This is a genomic window from Mucilaginibacter gossypiicola (assembly GCF_900110105.1).
GTDB classification, from domain to species: Bacteria; Bacteroidota; Bacteroidia; order Sphingobacteriales; family Sphingobacteriaceae; genus Mucilaginibacter; species Mucilaginibacter gossypiicola.
Genome location: NZ_FOCL01000005.1, coordinates 106,887 through 125,385 on the forward strand (window position 1 = coordinate 106,887; position 18,499 = coordinate 125,385).

General features: G+C 41.5%; 17 protein-coding genes and 1 tRNA gene. 8 read left to right on the plus strand and 10 right to left on the minus strand.

The window, feature by feature from the left end:
- Positions 1-20: 20 nt before the first annotated feature.
- Positions 21-2,645 carry an FtsK/SpoIIIE family DNA translocase gene (locus BMX50_RS18150; protein WP_091211970.1) on the minus strand — a complete coding sequence of 875 codons (2,625 nt, stop codon included), beginning with the start codon at positions 2,643-2,645 and terminating at the stop codon, positions 21-23.
- Positions 2,646-2,919: 274 nt separating this feature from the next.
- Between BMX50_RS18150 and BMX50_RS18155 the strand changes: the two genes are divergently transcribed.
- Positions 2,920-3,567, plus strand: coding sequence for an ankyrin repeat domain-containing protein (locus tag BMX50_RS18155; RefSeq protein ID WP_091211971.1), 648 nt, complete (start codon positions 2,920-2,922; stop codon positions 3,565-3,567).
- 117 nt (positions 3,568-3,684) lie between these two features.
- Positions 3,685-4,668: a GlxA family transcriptional regulator gene (locus tag BMX50_RS18160; RefSeq protein WP_091211972.1), complete on the plus strand. Its 984-nt coding sequence runs from the start codon at positions 3,685-3,687 to the stop codon at positions 4,666-4,668.
- A gap of 145 nt (positions 4,669-4,813) precedes the next feature.
- Here the strand turns inward: BMX50_RS18160 and BMX50_RS18165 are convergent, their stop codons facing one another.
- A complete protein-coding gene (locus BMX50_RS18165; RefSeq protein ID WP_091211973.1) occupies positions 4,814-5,860 on the minus strand; it encodes a sterol desaturase family protein in 1,047 nt (348 codons plus the stop codon).
- Positions 5,861-6,089: 229 nt separating this feature from the next.
- Here BMX50_RS18165 and BMX50_RS18170 point away from each other — a divergent pair, with 229 nt between their 5' ends.
- Complete coding sequence (locus BMX50_RS18170) at positions 6,090-6,692, plus strand: DUF998 domain-containing protein (RefSeq protein WP_167667994.1); 603 nt, start codon at positions 6,090-6,092, stop codon at positions 6,690-6,692.
- A 20-nt stretch (positions 6,693-6,712) separates the two neighbouring features.
- Positions 6,713-7,072 (plus strand): hypothetical protein, encoded by a 360-nt coding sequence (locus BMX50_RS18175; protein ID WP_091211975.1) that lies wholly within the window; start codon positions 6,713-6,715, stop codon positions 7,070-7,072.
- 318 nt (positions 7,073-7,390) lie between these two features.
- Here the strand turns inward: BMX50_RS18175 and BMX50_RS18180 are convergent, their stop codons facing one another.
- Positions 7,391-7,813 (minus strand): hypothetical protein, encoded by a 423-nt coding sequence (locus tag BMX50_RS18180; protein WP_091211976.1) that lies wholly within the window; start codon positions 7,811-7,813, stop codon positions 7,391-7,393.
- A 118-nt stretch (positions 7,814-7,931) separates the two neighbouring features.
- On the opposite strand from BMX50_RS18180, the gene purU reads away from it, so the two are divergent.
- Positions 7,932-8,756 carry a formyltetrahydrofolate deformylase gene (purU, locus tag BMX50_RS18185; RefSeq protein WP_091211977.1) on the plus strand — a complete coding sequence of 275 codons (825 nt, stop codon included), beginning with the start codon at positions 7,932-7,934 and terminating at the stop codon, positions 8,754-8,756.
- Between the two features lie 95 nt (positions 8,757-8,851).
- Positions 8,852-9,733 carry an endonuclease/exonuclease/phosphatase family protein gene (locus BMX50_RS18190; protein ID WP_091211978.1) on the plus strand — a complete coding sequence of 294 codons (882 nt, stop codon included), beginning with the start codon at positions 8,852-8,854 and terminating at the stop codon, positions 9,731-9,733.
- 52 nt (positions 9,734-9,785) lie between these two features.
- Here BMX50_RS18190 and BMX50_RS18195 read toward each other — a convergent pair whose 3' ends face one another.
- Positions 9,786-11,246 (minus strand): glycoside hydrolase family 30 protein, encoded by a 1,461-nt coding sequence (locus BMX50_RS18195; RefSeq protein WP_091211979.1) that lies wholly within the window; start codon positions 11,244-11,246, stop codon positions 9,786-9,788.
- Positions 11,247-11,528: 282 nt separating this feature from the next.
- Complete coding sequence (locus BMX50_RS18200; protein WP_167667996.1) at positions 11,529-11,828, minus strand: chorismate mutase; 300 nt, start codon at positions 11,826-11,828, stop codon at positions 11,529-11,531.
- Positions 11,829-12,081: 253 nt separating this feature from the next.
- Here BMX50_RS18200 and BMX50_RS18205 point away from each other — a divergent pair, with 253 nt between their 5' ends.
- On the plus strand, positions 12,082-13,125 hold the full coding sequence (locus BMX50_RS18205; RefSeq protein WP_091211981.1) for a quinone-dependent dihydroorotate dehydrogenase: 1,044 nt from the start codon (positions 12,082-12,084) through the stop codon (positions 13,123-13,125).
- 153 nt (positions 13,126-13,278) lie between these two features.
- Here BMX50_RS18205 and BMX50_RS18210 read toward each other — a convergent pair whose 3' ends face one another.
- From BMX50_RS18210 to BMX50_RS18225, 4 genes are all read right to left on the minus strand, one after another.
- Complete coding sequence (locus BMX50_RS18210) at positions 13,279-14,016, minus strand: hypothetical protein (RefSeq protein ID WP_091211982.1); 738 nt, start codon at positions 14,014-14,016, stop codon at positions 13,279-13,281.
- A 347-nt stretch (positions 14,017-14,363) separates the two neighbouring features.
- The gene (locus BMX50_RS18215) at positions 14,364-14,537 is read right to left on the minus strand and encodes a spore protein (RefSeq protein ID WP_090527770.1); all 174 of its coding nucleotides are present in this window, start codon (positions 14,535-14,537) and stop codon (positions 14,364-14,366) included.
- A gap of 31 nt (positions 14,538-14,568) precedes the next feature.
- A tRNA-Cys gene (locus tag BMX50_RS18220) sits at positions 14,569-14,639 on the minus strand.
- Positions 14,640-14,685: 46 nt separating this feature from the next.
- Complete coding sequence (locus BMX50_RS18225) at positions 14,686-15,435, minus strand: TrmH family RNA methyltransferase (RefSeq protein WP_091211983.1); 750 nt, start codon at positions 15,433-15,435, stop codon at positions 14,686-14,688.
- Between BMX50_RS18225 and tamL the strand changes: the two genes are divergently transcribed.
- Positions 15,426-17,786: a translocation and assembly module lipoprotein TamL gene (tamL, locus tag BMX50_RS18230; RefSeq protein ID WP_143065212.1), complete on the plus strand. Its 2,361-nt coding sequence runs from the start codon at positions 15,426-15,428 to the stop codon at positions 17,784-17,786. The two genes, BMX50_RS18225 and tamL, sit on opposite strands and share 10 nt — an antisense overlap.
- Positions 17,787-17,917: 131 nt before the next feature.
- Here tamL and BMX50_RS18235 read toward each other — a convergent pair whose 3' ends face one another.
- A complete protein-coding gene (locus BMX50_RS18235) occupies positions 17,918-18,451 on the minus strand; it encodes a hypothetical protein (protein WP_091211985.1) in 534 nt (177 codons plus the stop codon).
- Positions 18,452-18,499: the final 48 nt, after the last annotated feature.

Below are 18,499 nucleotides of genomic sequence, written 5' to 3' on the forward strand. Positions count from 1 at the left end.
GTAATTAAATTTTGCTTGGTTTAATCTTTAATTGGTTTTTGCAGTGTTTCCAGGTAGCGCTCAAGGCTGTACTCGTCGGGATATAGCACATCACGGGCTTTACTGCCTTCAAACGGACCTACAATGCCGGCTGCCTCTAACTGGTCAATAATACGTCCTGCGCGGTTATAACCCAGTTTCATTTTACGCTGAATAAGCGATGTTGACCCCTGCTGATGCAGTACAATAAGGCGGGCAGCTTCCTCAAACATCGGGTCGCGGTCATCAGGATCGTATTCTTTGGCTCCACTGCTCGCTTCGCCCTCTCCAACATATTCCGGTAAGTACATGGCCGATGGGTAGCCCTTCTGGTTGCCGATAAAATCTGATATGGCTTCAACCTCGGGAGTATCTACAAAGGCGCACTGCAAACGGATCAGATCGCTGCCTGTTGAGAACAACATATCCCCGCGGCCAATCAGCTGATCGGCGCCACCGGCATCAAGGATAGTACGTGAGTCGATCTTCGACAATACCCGGAATGCCAGCCTCGACGGGAAGTTGGCTTTAATAGTACCCGTTATGATATTTACAGAAGGACGCTGCGTGGCAATAACCAAATGGATCCCCACCGCACGGGCCAGCTGCGCAATACGGGCAATGGGCATTTCTACTTCTTTACCGGCGGTCATCATTAAATCGGCAAACTCGTCAATCACCAGTACAATGAAAGGCAGGTAACGATGTTTTTCCGGATCGCTGATCTTACGGTTTACAAATTTGGCGTTATATTCTTTCAGGTTACGTACCTGTGCATCTTTCAGCAGGTCATAACGCTGGTCCATCTCAATACAAAGCGAATTAAGGGTATTAACCACTTTCTTAGTATCGGTAATGATCGCATCGCCGTCATCAGGCAGTTTAGCTAAAAAGTGCCTTTCTATCTTACGGAACAAAGTAAGCTCCACCTTTTTAGGGTCAACCAGTACAAACTTGAGTTCGGCGGGGTGTTTTTTATAAAGTAACGATACCAGGATGGCGTTAATACCAACCGATTTACCCTGGCCGGTAGCACCGGCAACCAGTAAGTGGGGCATCTTGGCCAAATCCGCAATAAATACTTCATTGGAGATAGTTTTGCCTAAGGCGATAGGCAGATCCATCGTAGTATTTTGGTATTTTTCTGTCGATAGGATTGAGCGCATCGAAACCATTTCAGGGTTCTGGTTAGGCACTTCAATACCGATGGTACCCTTGCCCGGCATAGGGGCAATGATACGGATACCCAAAGCGGCTAAGCTTAATGCGATATCATCTTCCAGGTTCTTGATCTTGCTGATACGTACACCGGGAGCTGGAATGATCTCGTATAAGGTAACTGTTGGGCCGATAGTTGCCTTGATCTTATCAATCTCAATGTTATAGTGGTTCAGCGTTTCAACAATCTTGTTTTTGTTGGCTTCCAGCTCTTCGGCATTAACCGAAATCTTGTTTGAACCGTGGTTTTCCAACAACTCGATATGTGGTAATTTATATGAGGCAAGATCAAGCTTATGGTCATAAACGCCAAATTTACTTAGCAGATCATCCTTCTTTGCTTCATCGGCTTGTTCAACGCTTAGCTCGGGCAGGGGTCTGCTGGTATCGATAGTAAGGGGAATCTCTTCCTCTTCTTCAGGTTCATGTTTAATGGTATTTTCGGGACGTAAAACCACGGGTTCATGAAACGATGGCGTTTGCTCCATGGGCGGCTGGCGTAATGGATCCGGCCTCAACGGCTCCTGCCTTAATGGTTCCCGCACCATTGGTTCGGGCATAATGTGGCTTACATGGGTTTCACGGATATTGTTATTGCCCCGCGGCCACTCAAGCGGCGTAGATGGTTCTTCGTCTATCAGTTCAACCGGTTCGGGAGCTATCTCATCAACCTCCATAGCCGTAACCGTACGTTTTTGGCGCTGCGGTATTTTAAAATCTATATTATAAGCTATTACCAGTACGGTAAGGGCTAAAAACACCAGCAGACCGCCGGTGCCGGCTTCGCCTATTTGTGCTGCAAGCAAGCGATTACTCCAAAAGCCAAAGCCGCCCTCAAGATAGTGCGGATAATCAATTATAAATGAGTGAAAGTAAGCTATAGCTACAGAAATAAAAACAATGCTGAATAACGAATAGGCCAGTGTTTTACGGATAGAAAATAATCTTGCTTTAAAAAGCAGGCGATATCCAACAACGAAAAATATAAAAATAAACAGGAATGAAGCCACACCAAACCACTCATAAATGAACTGGTTTGACAGCAAAGCGCCAAACTTGCCCAGCCAGTTTTGAGCCCTTATGGTAGGATCGCTCAGGTCGGCAATTTCATGAACTGTAGTGCCTGTTGACAGGTTATGCCAGCCTCCGTTTGTTTTAGAAATATAGCTTTGATCTTCTTGCCATGTAAACAGGTACGATGTAAAAGCGATGAGAAAAAAAACAGATAATAACAGCGAAAACAACCCCGCTATTTTAACAGCCTTGGCGTTTTCATAGTCAAAGTCAAAACTGGGCAGTTTAGGTAATTTCCTGCCTTTCGCCCGTTCCTGTTCGGCCTTGCCGCTTTGGCGTGGCTGATTTTCTCCCTTGAAATTATTTGATCTAAACTGGTTTCCTTTTGCCGGCATCCTGATGTAACAATCGTTTATGTGCAAACTTACGTAAAATTTCACCTATGTAAACTTTGCTGTTACACCGGGTAAATATTTTATATAAGATTCGTTAACCTGCCAAAAATTACAGGCCGAATGAATATAAAGTTAACAGATTATATAACTTATTGGTAACATTTTTAATTTTTTAGTATAATTGAAAAACTGCATTTACCTGTAACATAAAACGTAACTTTAACAAAGCACGTACAACAGCTGCGTAATAGTAAACGCTTTACTTAACTAAGTAATGAGCATAGAAAGACTGGAAGAATACATTGCATCAGCCGATTTAGATAGTATTAACACCCTGCTCGGTCGCGACCGGGCACTGGCTACCCAAAAAACGAGCCTTAAGGTGTCGCCGCTTATGCTTTCGTGCTATTATAAAAAGCCTGAGGTTACTAACTTGTTGTTAAGTTATGTGAGCGATGTTAGTTTATTTGAAGCTGCCGCCGCCGGTAAATTTGATAAGGTTGCCCACTTGGTTGGTATCAACCCTAACTCGCTTGATGATTATGCCGATGATGGCTTTACCGCTCTTGGCCTGGCCTGTTATTTTGGGCAGTTTGATGTGGCCAGATACCTGGTGTTGAAAGGTGCAAGTGTTAATTTGCAGTCAAACAACGGTTTCAACGTATTCCCTATCCATTCGGCAGCTGCCGGAAACTATACCGAAATAGCCCGGATGCTTATTGAAAATGGTGCCAAGGTAAACGTGGTGCAGCAAGCGGGTGCTACGCCTCTGCATTCGGCTGCGCAAAACGGCAACCTGGAGCTGATCATTTTACTGTTGGAAAGTGGCGCTGAGGTTTTTACCCGGATGGAAGGCGGCAAACTCCCTGCTGATCTGGCCCGCGAAAAAGGCTTTGAAGAGATAGCCGATATTTTGAGTTGATGTTTAAACGCTTAATTTTAAATTAGTTAAACAATAGGTGTTTATCACCTATTAGCATTTTTCGGACTTGTTGTGTCGGGTGCTTTTATATATTTGTAATAACCTGAATTATAACAAATGAAAGAAATAGCGCTGCTTATTCATGAGGATATTAATCTTTCAACCATATCGGGCGTGTTGGATATGGTGAGGCATACTAACCGTTTTTTGGTAGAAAGCGGCAAAGCCGAAGCCTTTAGCGTAATGCTTGTAGGCGAAAAAATAAACAATAACCTGCTTTATTTCCCCGCTCAGTTTACCGGTTTTAAAACCATCGATGAGATCAAAAATATCGATCTGGTAATTGCTCCTGCGTTTTATGGTCCGCCTGATTTGGTGATGCGTAAAAACAAAAATCTGATAGACTTTATAAGGAACATGTACGATAAAGGCTCAGAAGTAGCCAGCCTGTGCTTTGGCAGTTATTTTTTGGCCGAAGCCGGAGTGCTTGACGGTAAACCATGTACAACCCATTGGGTTGCTGTTGATGATATGAAACGGCGCTACCCCAAAGTGGAAATTTTACCGGATATGGTGACCACTGATAAAGACGGTACTTATACCAGTGGGGGAGCTTTCTCAAGCATGAACCTGGTACTGTACCTTATTGAAAAATATTGTGGCAGGGATACCGGCATTTGGGCCAGTAAAATGTTTTCGCTGGATATTGACCGTACCAGCCAGGCACATTTTAAGGTGTTTGAAGGGCAGCATCAGCATGAAGACCAGGAAATTATGCGTTCACAGCTGTTTATCGAAAACAATTATCATCTGCCTATTTCGGTAGAGGAGATTGCCGGGCAAACTAATATGAGCAAGCGTAATTTTATTCGGCGTTTTAAAAGCGCCACACAAAATACCCCGATGGAATACCTGCAAAAGGTAAAGATCGAGTCAGTAAAAAAGGGCCTTGAGAAAACTAATTTTAATATCAGTGAACTGATGTATAAAGTTGGTTATAACGATTTAAAAACTTTCAGAAAGATCTTTAAACGGATAACAGGATTAACCCCGCAGGATTACCGGAGTAAGTACTGCCGAAGAGCAGTGCTGGAGAATTAGGAGAGGATGCTCAAAAGTGCCTCTCCGCGCGTCATTGCGAGGAACGAAGCAATCGCGAAGTGACATAGCGGCTACGCAAATCCGCTCTGTAAAGTTGGGGATTGCTTCGTACCTCGCAATGACGGTTTGGGAAGAGTATTAGCGTTTAAGCCACTTCTTCCTTTTTGTCTTGCTTAATGACCTTTTTCTCCTGTTCGTTTTTATCTTCCCCAAGCGACTCAAAGTAAGCTTTCTTAACCACAGTCGTCATTTTATGATCGCCAGTATGGCTCCAGCCTGGGGGCATTATAATGTACAGAAATTTGTTTTTTATACCCGGTGCTTTGCTTACATCTTTAGCCAATGCTATGATCTCGCCAAAATAAGCATCCAAAAAGCTGTTTTTAACCATCGGCCTGCTGATGCCATATTCAATTGGGATCTTTCGGTCTTCATTTTGGAAAGTACCGAAAACTTTATCCCATATTGGCAGCAGGTTGCAGAAATTGGTATCCATATATAATGGATTACGGGCATGGTGTACCCTGTGATGCGATGGTGTGAGCACTATTTTGTTCAGGAAGCCAAGGCGGCCATCTTCAACAAGATTTTCACCGATGTGGATCATTGATCCCCAGAAACCATCTATAAACATAATCACAAACAACATTGGCGGGTTTACACCCAATAAAATACAAATGCTGGTGCGAATCAGATCTGCATACGGCGCTTCGAGGAAGAAATGGGCAAAGGTAACCGAGAGGTTCATGCTTTCGGGCGCATGATGGGTGGAGTGCAGGCACCAAAGGATTCTTACTTTATGCGCAAGATAGTGATACCAAAAATGGGCAAACTCCCATACAATATAACCGTAGATAAACCAGTACCAGGTAAACGTTGTTTTAAAAATGGCAAACTTTGAAAAGAAGCCGATACAAAATCCCACCATGGCAATAGAAAGCACACTGCCTATAAAAGCATTTAATACATATGTCCAAAAGGAGATCTTATAATGGATCACCTTAAATCTTTTATAAAAGGCCCCTCTTATAATCTCAAATACTAACAGCACAGGCAACATAGGGCCTAATAAGGCTGTAATGCCATCATAAGTGAGCAGCTTGCCATAATCTCCCGACTTAATAATGTCATATAAACCGCCGAGACCGAAAAATCCTGTAATATGATCGTAAATTGTTTTTAAAAAATCCATGTTGAAAATTGGTTAACCGGTAAAAGGTTTTATTCAAATTTAGGGATTTTTATTTGTATGTATGTAGGTACATAGTGTTTTTTTGAAAAATATTGCCCCGATGGTTTGCCCGGTCTGAGTTTTTTAAGAAAATAAATTATGAAAAATATAGTACTATGTATTGTATAGTACCATGTTTAATATTAACTTTGTTTTAATTGAAAGGAAAACAATTCAAGCATCGTTAAAAATGGACACTAAACCAATGCTATACACTGGTATTATCATCCCCGTGGTATTCTGGCTTTCAACTCTTGTTTGCGGTTTTGTGCATGGTAACTATAATCATATCAGCAACACGATCAGCGAGCTGGGAGCTATCGGCACAAAATCCGAAACATTGATGGAAACGTTTACCCTGCTTGATACTGTGCTCAGTGTGTTTTTCATGGCAGGCTTGTTTATAGCATGCAGCCAGTTAGAGCTTAGTATCCTACCGGTATTTGGTGTGATAGGTTTCCCGATTATGTTTGGCTGGGCAGCAATTTTTCATTCGGGCAATCCGCTGCATTCGGCATCGGGGCCGGTGTTTTTGCTCTTGTATGTGGGCGCCCTGCTGTCTGTTATTTTATGGCGGGGGAAAGAGTTCAGACGGATCAGAAAACTATCGCTATTGAGCCTGTGTATTATGCTGCTCATCTTTATTCGCTTTATTCCTTCGGCTACTATTCAAAACAATTATACCGGGCTTATTCAAAGATTTGCCCATCTGGGCTGGTCGGTTTGGTTTGTGTCATTGGGTAGCTGTCTGATAAAACTTCTTAATAACAAAGAACAACATCAATTAAAATAATCATTATTAAAAATAACAACATGAAAAAATTAGGTTACGTATTGGTTGTCATTGGTTTGATAGCCCTGTTAGATGCCTGCCATATAGGAGGAAGGCACACCGTTATTGTTGAAAATGCTAATGGCAAAGAAAGGCGGATTGAATACCGTGGGCATGTATTTTTTACGGCGGATAGTTCTGGCATCAGCCGCATCTCACCAGATGGTGAGGTGAAATATAAAAACAACGACTTTGAAATAATTGCCGAAAGCGATTATAATGGCCGCATTACCTATCAGTTTAATGATGGCGAAAAGAAAAAGGAACTTGATAGTGATGAGAAGGTTTCATTAGCGAAGGCTGTACGGGATATGATGAAGGTAGGGCATAGTAATAACTAATTGTAGGCACTTTGTTATGTTGAGTAATTAAACTCAGCGGACTCCGAAGGTGAAATAACATCTTCACGCCGTCATGCTGAACTTGTTTCAGCACCCCATAAGAAGGGAGGGCAATTTGCTTAGCACGTTTGCTTAGCGAGTGGGGTGTTGAAACAAGTTCAACATGACGATAGTTTTTTAATTATGTGATAGGTAACGATAGCAAAACGTCTTCTTCGCCCTGCAACTGGGTAAGCAGGCGAAGAAGATCTTTCGTTTAACACAGTATGACAAAAAGCTTTTCTTTTAGGCATGATAATGCGGGTGAATAGCAATTATCTATTTCGTCCTCACATACACATCATTATACCCATCTGCTATATAAATATCGTTAAGGTAAAGGCTATCGTTCCTGATAAGGTAGGAAACCGGGTGTGTATCAAGTGCCGGGCCGGATATCGATAATATATTTACTGTTTGAGTAGGACTGTATTTATAATCCTTGATAGTGCGGAAATTGCCGCTGATCTGCAGTGAATCGTTTTTGAACCTTTTGAAGCTGCTATCGGCGTAAAATTCGTTACGAATGGAATAGCCGCTGCTTTGTGGTGTAATAGTAAAGCCGCCAATGCCGCCAACCGATTTTACCCAGCGCCATTTGCCAATGATACTGTTGCTGCCTGCGCCGGGAATATCGCCTTTATTACAGGCAGTTATACTACATAATATAATTGCAGAAGTTAATAGCAGGATATTTTTCATAATTGCGGGTTTATAAAATACCTTACGATACAGCACTTAGCTTTGCTACAGCAGATTGTAAAATAATTTAAAGCAGGATGTGTTGCATATTCAGCAAAAATCTTTGTATCATTAAAACATGATAATTGTAATACAGTGTAAAGACAAAGTGGGCCTTGTGGCTGCCATATCTGCAACATTAGCCAAACATCTGCTTAATATAGTTTCCATGCGCGAGCATGTTGATCATAACGAAAATGTTTTTTTTACACGTCTGGAGATTGAGGATGGGGATGATACCGGCCTCGAAGATTCGTTACGTAAAATATTACCTGAAGGAGCCTACATTGCTGTAAACCCCGAGCCGGTAAAGAAAGTGGTTGTACTGGCCACCAAAGAGTATCATTGTTTGAGTGATATCCTGATCCGTAATCATTTTAATACCCTGGGTGCAAGTGTACAATGTGTTATAGCCAACCATGCTAAACTGCAAAACATCTGCGAGCGCTTTGATATTCCTTTTTATCATATCAGCCATGAGCAGGTAGATAAAGCCCAATTTGAAGAGCAGGTAATTGACGCCATTAAACAATATACCCCCGATTATGTGGTGCTGGCTAAATTTATGCGGATCCTGTCGCCCAGGTTTGTGGCTGAGTTTCCGATGAAGATCATTAATATTCATCACTCGTTTTTACCTGCATTTATAGGCGCCAATCCCTATAAACAAGCTTTTGAACGTGGTGTAAAACTGATAGGGGCAACGGCGCATTATGTATCGAACGAATTGGATGAAGGTCCGATCATAGCCCAGCAGATAGTGCCGGTAAACCACTCTTACAGTTGGACAGATATGGTAAAGGCTGGTCAGGAAGTTGAAACTGCCGTATTGGCCAAAGCGCTGAAGCTGGTATTTGAAGACAGGGTGTTTGTGCATAAGAATAAAACGGTGGTGTTTGGGTAGAAGCCAGAAGATTGAGGTAAGGCTCTTTATATTATTTAACATTTACCTTTACTTTTGTTTATTTGCCTTAGTCAACTTTATCTGAATTTCTACTTATGAAAAAACTACTTTCTTTTTTGCTGATAGCTATGCTATCGGTATCAGCAAGCTATGCCCAGCATCAGCTTACCATTGCAACCTACAATTTGCGTAATGATAACAGTACCAACGATGATTCGGTACGCGGTAATGGCTGGAAACAGCGCTTGCCGGTTATAACACAACTTATCAGGTTTCATGACTGGGATATCTTTGGCACACAGGAAGGATTGGTACACCAGCTCAATGGCTTAAAGCAGGCTATGCCCCAGTATGCCTACACCGGTATTGGCCGTGATGACGGTAAAACGGCCGGTGAGTTTTCAGCTGTCTTTTATAAAAAGGATAAATTTAAACTGCTGAAACATGGCGATTTCTGGATGGCCCCGGTTACTGATAAGCCCAACAAAGGCTGGGACGCCGCCTTACCAAGAATTTGCTCATGGGGATATTTCCAGGAGATAAAAACCGGCTATAAATTTTATTATTTTAACCTCCATATGGATCATATAGGGGTTGTAGCCCGTCGTGAAAGTGCTAAATTGGTATTGAAAAAGGTAAAAGAATTTGGAGGTAATTCACCAACTATATTATCAGGCGATTTTAATGTTGATCAAACTTCTGATAGTTACGCCGTAATTAACAATTCGGGGGTTTTAAAAGATAGCTACGAGTTATCGCCTATAAAATATGCTACCAATGGCACCTTTAATGATTTTGACGCTAACGATAAAACCACAGGTCGTATCGACCATATTTTTGTAACGAAAGATTTTACGGTAAAAAGGTACGGGATATTGACTGATACTTACCGGGCTAAGGCTAAGGGCTCGGACAAGTACGAGGCTAAAGAGCCAAGTGACCATTTCCCGGTAATGATAATGGTGGATCATAAATGACCCACCATACCAGAGATTTAGTTGATTGATTAACTAAAGGTTTTTATAAAAATTACTTCACAATAAGTGTAGCAATTGAATGCGGCAGGGCAGTAGTGCCGGCCGCTTTTCCTTTTATCCAAAGGCTGTAATCTATTTTTTCGTCGGTTTTATTCATCACTACTACGGCCAGTGAGCCATCTGGGTTTTGATAAGCGGTTGTTAAAAGCTTGTCTCTGCTGGCCACGGCACTGATACGTTTAGCACCCGGGTGGATATATTTTGAGAAATGACCGATGTAATAATATGAGCTGGTGTAGATGAGGCTTCCGTTACGCAAATCGGCATGTACAGGTGCAAAGCAGAAGTTACCAACGTGATTTGGTCCGCCTTTTTCGTCAAGTAATACGTTCCAGTCGGTCCAGGCTACGGTACCGGCGTTAAAGTCATTGATCATGGATAAGCCGTAACGTTCGCCAAGCGACCAGTCGTTGATCTTATTAAAATCAAACTTTTCTATACAGCCTTCGGTAAATACCAGGTTTTTGCCCGGGAATGCTTCATGGGTGCGGCGGGTAGCTTCAAAATTCTGCCCTGCGCCTGTCCATGTTTCATACCAGTGGAAGCCAATACCCCAAATGTATTTAGCTGCGGCAGGATCTTCCAGTATAGTGCTGGCACGTTGGTAAAGCAAATCGCGGTTGTGGTCCCAAACTATCAGTTTTTTGCTGGCAAGACCTTGTTTTTGTAAAGTTGGGCCTAAAAAGTTTTTTACAAAGTCACGCTCTTCTTCGGCAGTGTACATGCATGACTCCCATGTTTGTTTGGCCATAGGCTCATTTTGTACCGAAAGGCCCCAGATTGGGATACCCTCTTTTTCATAAGCACGAACAAATTTTACATAGAAGTTGGCCCAGCTTTGGTCAAACTCTTTTTTAAGCTTACCGCCGTGCAACACATCATTATTATCTTTCATGAAAGCAGGAGGGCTCCATGGCGATGCAAACAAGGTTAATTTACCGCCTGCCGCAGCTGTAGCCGCTTTAATAAAAGGAATACGATAGGTCTTATCATGGCTGATGTCGAAGGTTTTTAGTTCCTTGTCGCCACTTTTTACGTAGCTGTAGCTGTCGCTCGAAAAATCACAGCTTTGAATGTTGGTACGGCCGAAAGAGTAACCAATGCCCTTGGCTTTATCATAGTAAGCAGTTAAAAATTCCTTTTGCTTATCTTTCGGTAGCTTGGCAAAGGTTTCGGCCGAGGCATCGGTTAGGGCGCCTCCAATACCAACCATTGTTTGGAACGTTTTTGCCGGATCAATAAATACCGCTACTTCTGTTTCGGCAGGTTGTGGTTTGTCGGTAAACTTCAGGGTTTCGGTTTCTTTAAATTTGTATCCGGCATTTTGCTCAGATACGATCACTTTTACAGATTTACCTGCCGCCGAATACGGCGCTTTACCCTGGGCGCTGACAAAGCCAGCCTTTAATAATCCGCCTGCTATGAAACAGGCAATTAAATACTTTTTTTGCATGAGTTTAATTAAATAGGCTTGCCGGTTTGGTTACGAGCCCGGACTGTGGCTAACCGGAGTTTTCAAATTTATTAAACTTAATTAAAAAAAAGCAAAATACCAGGCATAAATTATCGCATCAGGGCAGCGTTTTAAGTAAATTGATACGCATTAATACCAAGCTTTATTTTTATATAGTCTATTTATAATCAATTATTTATGTTGTTTTTTATTGCAGGGTTAGTTATAAATTTGATGCGCTAAAATGCATTGAAAATTATAGTGTATTTTTTACACTGGTTGCTACTTTTGAGCCTTGATTTCTTCCTCAATACGCAGGCTCTCCTTGTGGATGGCATTCATAAGTTCGGTAATGAATGTAGCCGAGAGCCCTTCCTGTTTTCCGGCTTCAATTGTTTTTTCCAAAACCTGTTTAAAGCGGTCGGCCTGAAGGGCGGGGATATTGTTTTTTGCTTTGTAAATTCCTATTTCTTTTACTACCCGTTCGCGTTCGCCCAGTAAGGCTATTAGTTTTTTATCGATCGAATCAATTTTGAGCCGGTTGTTTTGCAGTGTTGGGTCGTTGGCAGAAGTTTTATTCATAGGTGTAGATTGCGCGTTAACTGAACTGTACCGTAACAGACAAACTAAAAATAATATAAAAGCGCGGTTAAACAATTTCATAAAGATGGTTTTTGAGGTGAATTTAGCCAATTAACCGGGTTGTTAATGGATTGTTTGAAGATTACGCAAAGTTTACTCACCTTCCTGAGACTTTTGCCGAACCCTTTGTCTATGTTCACGTAAAGAGGGAATTGAGTAATTCACCATCGCAAAAATGTGCTAACTTCGCGGCATGTATCAGCTCATAAAACCCATCCTGTTTAAGTTCGATCCCGAAAATGTGCATTATTTTGTTACCCGCAACCTGAAACGTTTTAACAGTTTTCCGGGCGGCACGTCATTAAGTAAAGCCCTGTGGGATGTAAAGGATTCAAAACTTGAGCGCGAAGTATTTGGGCTTAAATTCAGAAACCCGGTTGGTCTTGCAGCGGGCTTTGATAAAAATGCCGAGATGATGGGCGAAATGGCCAATCTTGGTTTTGGTTTTGTTGAAATTGGCACGGTTACCCCGTTGCCGCAACCGGGTAATGATAAACCGCGCATGTTTCGTTTGCCGGCAGACAGTGCGCTGATTAACCGTATGGGCTTTAATAATTTTGGTGTTGATATCGCTGCCGAGCGAATTGCTGCTTTCAGGCGCGATCCTAAAAATGCCAATAAAGGTTTGATTATAGGTGGTAATATCGGCAAAAACAAGGTTACCCCTAATGAGGATGCTGTTAGTGACTATATCAAATGCTTCGACCGGCTGTTTGATGTGGTTGATTATTTTGTGGTGAACGTAAGCTCGCCCAATACCCCGGGCCTGCGTGCCCTGCAGGAGAAAGGGCCTTTAATGGAAATCCTGAATACGTTGCAGCAACGCAACAATAAAAACGGTATCAGCAGGCCTATCCTGTTAAAAATAGCACCTGATTTGACTGATTCGCAATTGGATGATATTGTTGATATTGTTCAGCAAACAGGTATAGCAGGGCTTATAGCTACCAATACCACCATCAGCAGGGAAAATCTATCATCGCCATTAAAAGAAGAAACCGGCGGATTAAGTGGCAGGCCGCTAACTAAACGCTCAACCGAGGTAATTGCTTATCTGCATAAAAAATCAAACGGTTCATTCCCTATTATAGGAGTAGGGGGCATTCATTCTGCCGAAGATGCCATTGAGAAGTTAAATGCAGGTGCTTCACTGGTACAGCTTTATACCGGCTTTATTTACGAAGGCCCAGGGCTGATTGGCAGGATCAATAAAAAACTTCTGAACCATGATTTTTAGGATTTAAGGATCGTTGGGATTTTTTATTCTGATCTCCCTGTTCTGTGTCCTCATGGAAACGCCAACGTTTTTGTTTCCTTATACTTTTGTCTTTATATTTTTGAAACGAGCCCATGAGAACACGGGTTCGGGGTATTTTAAATAATCGTAATCTTATAGTTGTTTTCCATCCTTTGTGATGTAAACACTTGACAGGTTTTCCCAATTACTTTTGATCTTGTTGTATAGATCAACACTTACCGAACTACTGATGTACACCGCATTTACCCTGTTCGGGTCTTTATAAGCATTTTCCAACTGTTGAATGGTTATGCCAGCCAATACCTTGTTCAACTCAAAATTAAAAACCATATTGTAAGTTGACCCTTTTTCAACAGCTACATTATTGACGTTAAGATTTACGTTAAATAAATCCGAATTTCCGATGTACAAAGATGTAACGACACCTTTGGTATTAACGAATGTTCCGCTCAATTCAAACGTAAGGTCCGAATGCTGGGATTTTCTCATTAGTAGCCTTGATTTAACATTATTGTAGGATCCAACTGGTAATTGAATATCGCCTACATAAGGATTAGCTGAAAGCATATCCACTTTTTTCTGAACGGTAATTGTTGAATCCACAGTGTTGTTGCCTGTTACACCATTAAAGCTGATCTGATCGATAAAAATAGTGGCCGAACTCCAGGTAACCGGAGGACTGATGGCAGATGAATCAATTACGTCGTTTAATTTTAAAGAGGATTTTGCGCCGTTAATTGTTTTAGCCTGTGCAAAATATGAGATTTTGGCCGATCCTGTTTGCGCGGTTTTATTGGCTCCGTTATCTTTTTTACATGAGATAGCTAATGCAGAAAGAGCAATTATAGCAGTATACAAGTTTTTTTTCATGATGTGATAAGTGTTAAGCGAAGCTAATATAAAAACCTTTTTGCAGGTTTTATATAGAGGGATAAAATTGACCGTTGCGATTACCGATACGCGAATTATAGTCTCTGCCTATTAAACGCAAAATCATACATTGACGTCAAATCTCCTGTTTTGTTGTTCACGGCAATCCTAACACTTTTTCGTTTATTGAACAATATTTTGCATGAACCAGCGAGGATAGGGGCACACAGTAAGGGATCATGCCCATCCTTAAATCCCGAAAATCATGGTTCATGATTAGGCACAATAAAAAAGTCCCGCCGGAAACCGGCAGGACTTTAAGTTTTTTCTTCAGAAGAAGGAGAGAATTATTTGCCTAATGCGATATCTAAAGCTGCATTGTTTTTAGCTATCTGGCTGTGTTTTGACTCAGCAGAACGGCTTCCGTATTCCAGGTTAGTAGCCAGTTTAAGGAACTGAACTTCTAAACGTGAAAAAGTTTTATTTCTCCTGTCTTTTCTTTTTAAACGAGTAACGCCCATTGTCTTGTATTTTAAATATTTTTTAACCCTGAGGTCGGAAGCGGATTCGAACCGCTGTAAAAGGTTTTGCAGACCTCTGCCTAGCCACTCGGCCATCCGACCCTTTTTTAAGGACTGCAAAGATAGTAAATATTTTCAGCGAGCAAATTTATTTGAACGAATTTCTTTTAATTTCTGAACATAATATAGCTGTGGCTATAGCTACGTTTAGCGATTCGGCGTGGCCAATACGGGGAATTGTTACTTTTTTATTTATTAATGCCTGAATTTCAGGGCGCAAGCCATTGCCTTCGTTACCCATAGCCAATAGCCCCTCATTATCGAAATTAGTGGCGTATATATTTTCACCATCAAGCATGGCACCAAATAAAGGGAGCTTTATTTCGGGGAGGATAGTTAATAAATCGCCGTAATGCACGTTTACCCTCGCTAATGACCCCATAGTGGCCTGTACAACCTTGGGGTTGTAAACATCAACAGTATCATCTGAGCAAATAATGTCGGTAATACCAAACCAGTCGGCCGTGCGGATAATGGTGCCCATGTTACCCGGATCCTGCACGCCATCAAGTACCAGCGAAAACTTGTTTTTCAACGAGTTGTAATTTAATGTTGGCCATTTTGGTATTTTAACCAAACCAATTACCTCTTGCGGGGTTTTCAAACTGCTGATCTTTTCAAGATCGGATGATGAAATTTCCTGAAAATTTATTTTTCGGGATAAATTCAGCATTTTTGGAGCAATTTCGGCGGTATGGTATATAGTATCAACCTGGTATGCAGTATTTACAAATTCAATAACCGATTTGTAACCCTCAACCAGGAACAATCCGTGCTCTTTACGGAATTTTTTTTGTTGTAAGGACTTTAATAAACTGATCTGTGATTTTGAAAGCATATACTAAACCTGCTGTTTACCGCCTTACAATATTAAGTATTTTGCTGGTTATTATCGGTTCGGGCTGCAGCATTACCCGCGGTATCCGTAAAGACCAGGCCCTGGTACGCAAAATCACTATAAAAGGTATTGACGAAGAATTTGCCGAAACTGCTGTAAATTATGTAGATAAAGAACAGCAGCCCAATAACTGGCTCAACCTGCAGTTATATTACACCTTTAGTAACAAAGGGAAAAAAAATATTGGCGAAGCGCCTGTTGTTGTAGATAGCAACCTGATTGAGTACTCCCGGGTACAAATGGAAAAGTATATTCGTAGCCGTGGTTATCTTAAAGCGAAAGTCGCTGATAGCGTGATCATAAAAAAGCAAAAAGCCGAATTGATTTTTACTGCAGATGAAGGCCCTATGTTCCGCATCCGCAAGTTTACCGATAGCATTGCCGACAATAACATTAAAGGATTGTATAATGGCAACCGCAACAGAATCTCGCATATACAGCCGGGTGGCAGGTTTGATACCGATAGTTTGGCTTACGACCGTGATCAGCTTTACTTGCTGATGAAGCATAATGGCTATTATGATTTTTACAGGCAGTACATTAATTTCACCTACGATTCTACCTTTAATAGCAGTGTGGTTGATGTGAAAATGATTATTGATAATCCTGCGGGGAAAACACAACATCCCGTTTATACCATAAACAATACATTAATTACGATATCAAATAGCCAGGGACGTACAACGGGTAAGGCTGATACCATACAGGTTGATTCGCAATTCAGGTTTGTTGATTACTCAAAAAGGTTTAAGCCGAGGGTTGTGACCGATTATGTTTTTCAAAAGAAAGGCGAGATTTATGATATTGATAAGCAAACACGAACTACCACGCGCCTATCAGAGTTAAACGTTTTCAGGAACGTGCCTAACCCGGTTTATGAAAAACTAAAGGATAGTTCCAACAGGCTCAATACCCGGATAGATATCGTGCCACTTAAACGCATGAGCGACCGGGTAGAAGGCGAGGTGCTTTTTAGTGGGGGCAAGTTTGGCTATAACATAGGCAATACTTTTACCGACAGGAACTTATTTAAACAAGCAGCTATCCTGCAGTTAAAGGTTAACTGGAGTATTCTTTTTGACAATGGCAATAACGTAGGTAACGATCACAGTATTATCCAAAACCAGGAATTCAGGGTAGGGGGACAAATTACCTATCCGCGTCTGTTGCTTCCGTTTAAATTTCCTTTTCTGGGTAAATTTGCGGTTCCGCATACCACATTTTCATCAAATTACTCATTGTTTTACCAAAAAGGTTTAGTTAAGCGTGAAAGTTTTATTAATGCCATTACCTACGACTTTTTTGATACGCCGTATAAATCACATACCATTACGCCTATCAATATTGAGTTTTCGAGAGGCGTAATTGACACAGCTGCGAGAAAGGCTTTGCTTGATCAAAACAGAGGTTCATATGTTTATCTTATCGGACGTACCGTTTTTACAGCAGGAAGTCAATACACGTATCAGGTGAATGCTATAAAGCTTAACGGGTATGAAAATTTTACTTATTTCCGCGGTAGTTTAGATATCGGAGGTAACTTTCTTAACCTGATCAGCAACCTTACAAATGCGCCAAAAGATGATCTCGGACAGCATAAGCTTTTCGGATATACTTTTGCGCAGTATGCCAAAGTTGAACTGGATACCCGCTTTTACCGCAGCTTAGGCGGCGAAAAGCAATTTGTGTTTCGCATAAACCCTGGGATAGGTATTCCTTACGGTAACAGTAGCCAGCTTATTTTCGAAAAGAACTTTTACGCAGGAGGCGCCAATGATCTCAGGGCCTGGCTGCCGCGCACATTAGGTCCGGGGCAATTTAACCGTGCTACATATTATGGTACCGATGTTAATACCCGTGCACGCTTGAAATATCTTGATCAGTTTGGTGAGATCAAGTTTATAACCAATGCCGAATACAGGTATCTGCTGGCCAATAACTTTTTTGGTGCTAAGCTTAAAGGTGCGTTTTTTGTTGATGCGGGTAACGTATGGCGTTTGCATGATGAGCCCCTTAACCCCAACGGACAGTTTAAACTGAATAACTTTTTAAGTTCAACGGCGGTAGGTATAGGTACAGGGTTAAGGTTTGACCTGAGCTTCTTCGTTTTTAGGCTTGATGCGGCCTTTAAGCTTAAAGATCCCCAATTCAGCGGCTCTGATCAATGGGTGCTGATTAACCATGCCGGTGAACTGTTCAGCAAGGGCTCGTTCAAAAAAGCTTATGAAACAGCTAATGGCGAAAGCTATAACTTTATGCAGCTGAACTTTGGCATTGGGTTGCCTTTTTAAGATTTTAGAGGCTAAAGGTAAAAGGCGAAAGGTTAAAGGTTTTTAAGAAAAGCCAGACAATAAGCCTTTGCAAAGCTGCAGCTACCTTTTGCCTTTCACCTTTCGCCTTTTACCTAAAAAGAGACCTCTTTCTAAAACATATTCTTCAACCCGTCGATAATGCTTTCAAAAAAGGTAGGGATACTTAAGCCGTTGTGGTAGTTGAAATACAGGAAGATGCAGAATATAACTACAGCAATAATGATGAACCGCTTAAACATGTAGGCCAGCAATACCAGTAACAAAGGTATAGCTATCAATAGTATCCAGCTGATATGGAATGGGCTTAACTTGCTGTCATGCTTGTAAATGTAGTATAGTATGGCATGTGTGCCGCTATCGTTCATGTGTTTGGCATACAGGAAGCTTGAACGATCGAGTTTGTGGCGGTAAAAGGCTGTACCCTTGTCAAACTTAAGTTCTTCGGTAAAGCCGTTCATTACAAAGGTAAAAACGCCGTTTACGTTTTCCTGTATTACACCTGCGGTATCGGTTGCAACTACGGCAACCTCATCAACGGCAAAGGGGTTTTCTTTAATTACAAAATGGTTAATAGCAGTTTTATCGGCAAATGCAAAGCTGTGTGCCGCGGTAATAAGGCAAAAAATAAGTAAAAGTTTTTTCATGGTTTGATACAAAGCTTCTTTATCGATGCTGTAATTATCTGCAATAAA

Excerpts from the sequence above, each read along its gene's own strand:
- BMX50_RS18160 (WP_091211972.1), top strand. The coding sequence starts at position 3,685 with ATGAAAGAAATAGCGCTGCTTATTCATGAGGATATTAATCTTTCAACC.
- BMX50_RS18155 (WP_091211971.1), top strand. The coding sequence starts at position 2,920 with ATGAGCATAGAAAGACTGGAAGAATACATTGCATCAGCCGATTTAGAT.
- BMX50_RS18235 (WP_091211985.1), bottom strand. The coding sequence starts at position 18,451 with ATGAAAAAACTTTTACTTATTTTTTGCCTTATTACCGCGGCACACAGC.
- BMX50_RS18165 (WP_091211973.1), bottom strand. The coding sequence starts at position 5,860 with ATGGATTTTTTAAAAACAATTTACGATCATATTACAGGATTTTTCGGT.
- BMX50_RS18170 (WP_167667994.1), top strand. The coding sequence starts at position 6,090 with ATGGACACTAAACCAATGCTATACACTGGTATTATCATCCCCGTGGTA.
- BMX50_RS18215 (WP_090527770.1), bottom strand. The coding sequence starts at position 14,537 with ATGGGCGTTACTCGTTTAAAAAGAAAAGACAGGAGAAATAAAACTTTT.
- purU (WP_091211977.1), top strand. The coding sequence starts at position 7,932 with ATGATAATTGTAATACAGTGTAAAGACAAAGTGGGCCTTGTGGCTGCC.
- BMX50_RS18150 (WP_091211970.1), bottom strand. The coding sequence starts at position 2,645 with ATGCCGGCAAAAGGAAACCAGTTTAGATCAAATAATTTCAAGGGAGAA.
- BMX50_RS18205 (WP_091211981.1), top strand. The coding sequence starts at position 12,082 with ATGTATCAGCTCATAAAACCCATCCTGTTTAAGTTCGATCCCGAAAAT.
- BMX50_RS18195 (WP_091211979.1), bottom strand. The coding sequence starts at position 11,246 with ATGCAAAAAAAGTATTTAATTGCCTGTTTCATAGCAGGCGGATTATTA.
- BMX50_RS18180 (WP_091211976.1), bottom strand. The coding sequence starts at position 7,813 with ATGAAAAATATCCTGCTATTAACTTCTGCAATTATATTATGTAGTATA.
- BMX50_RS18190 (WP_091211978.1), top strand. The coding sequence starts at position 8,852 with ATGAAAAAACTACTTTCTTTTTTGCTGATAGCTATGCTATCGGTATCA.
- BMX50_RS18175 (WP_091211975.1), top strand. The coding sequence starts at position 6,713 with ATGAAAAAATTAGGTTACGTATTGGTTGTCATTGGTTTGATAGCCCTG.
- BMX50_RS18200 (WP_167667996.1), bottom strand. The coding sequence starts at position 11,828 with ATGAATAAAACTTCTGCCAACGACCCAACACTGCAAAACAACCGGCTC.
- BMX50_RS18225 (WP_091211983.1), bottom strand. The coding sequence starts at position 15,435 with ATGCTTTCAAAATCACAGATCAGTTTATTAAAGTCCTTACAACAAAAA.
- BMX50_RS18210 (WP_091211982.1), bottom strand. The coding sequence starts at position 14,016 with ATGAAAAAAAACTTGTATACTGCTATAATTGCTCTTTCTGCATTAGCT.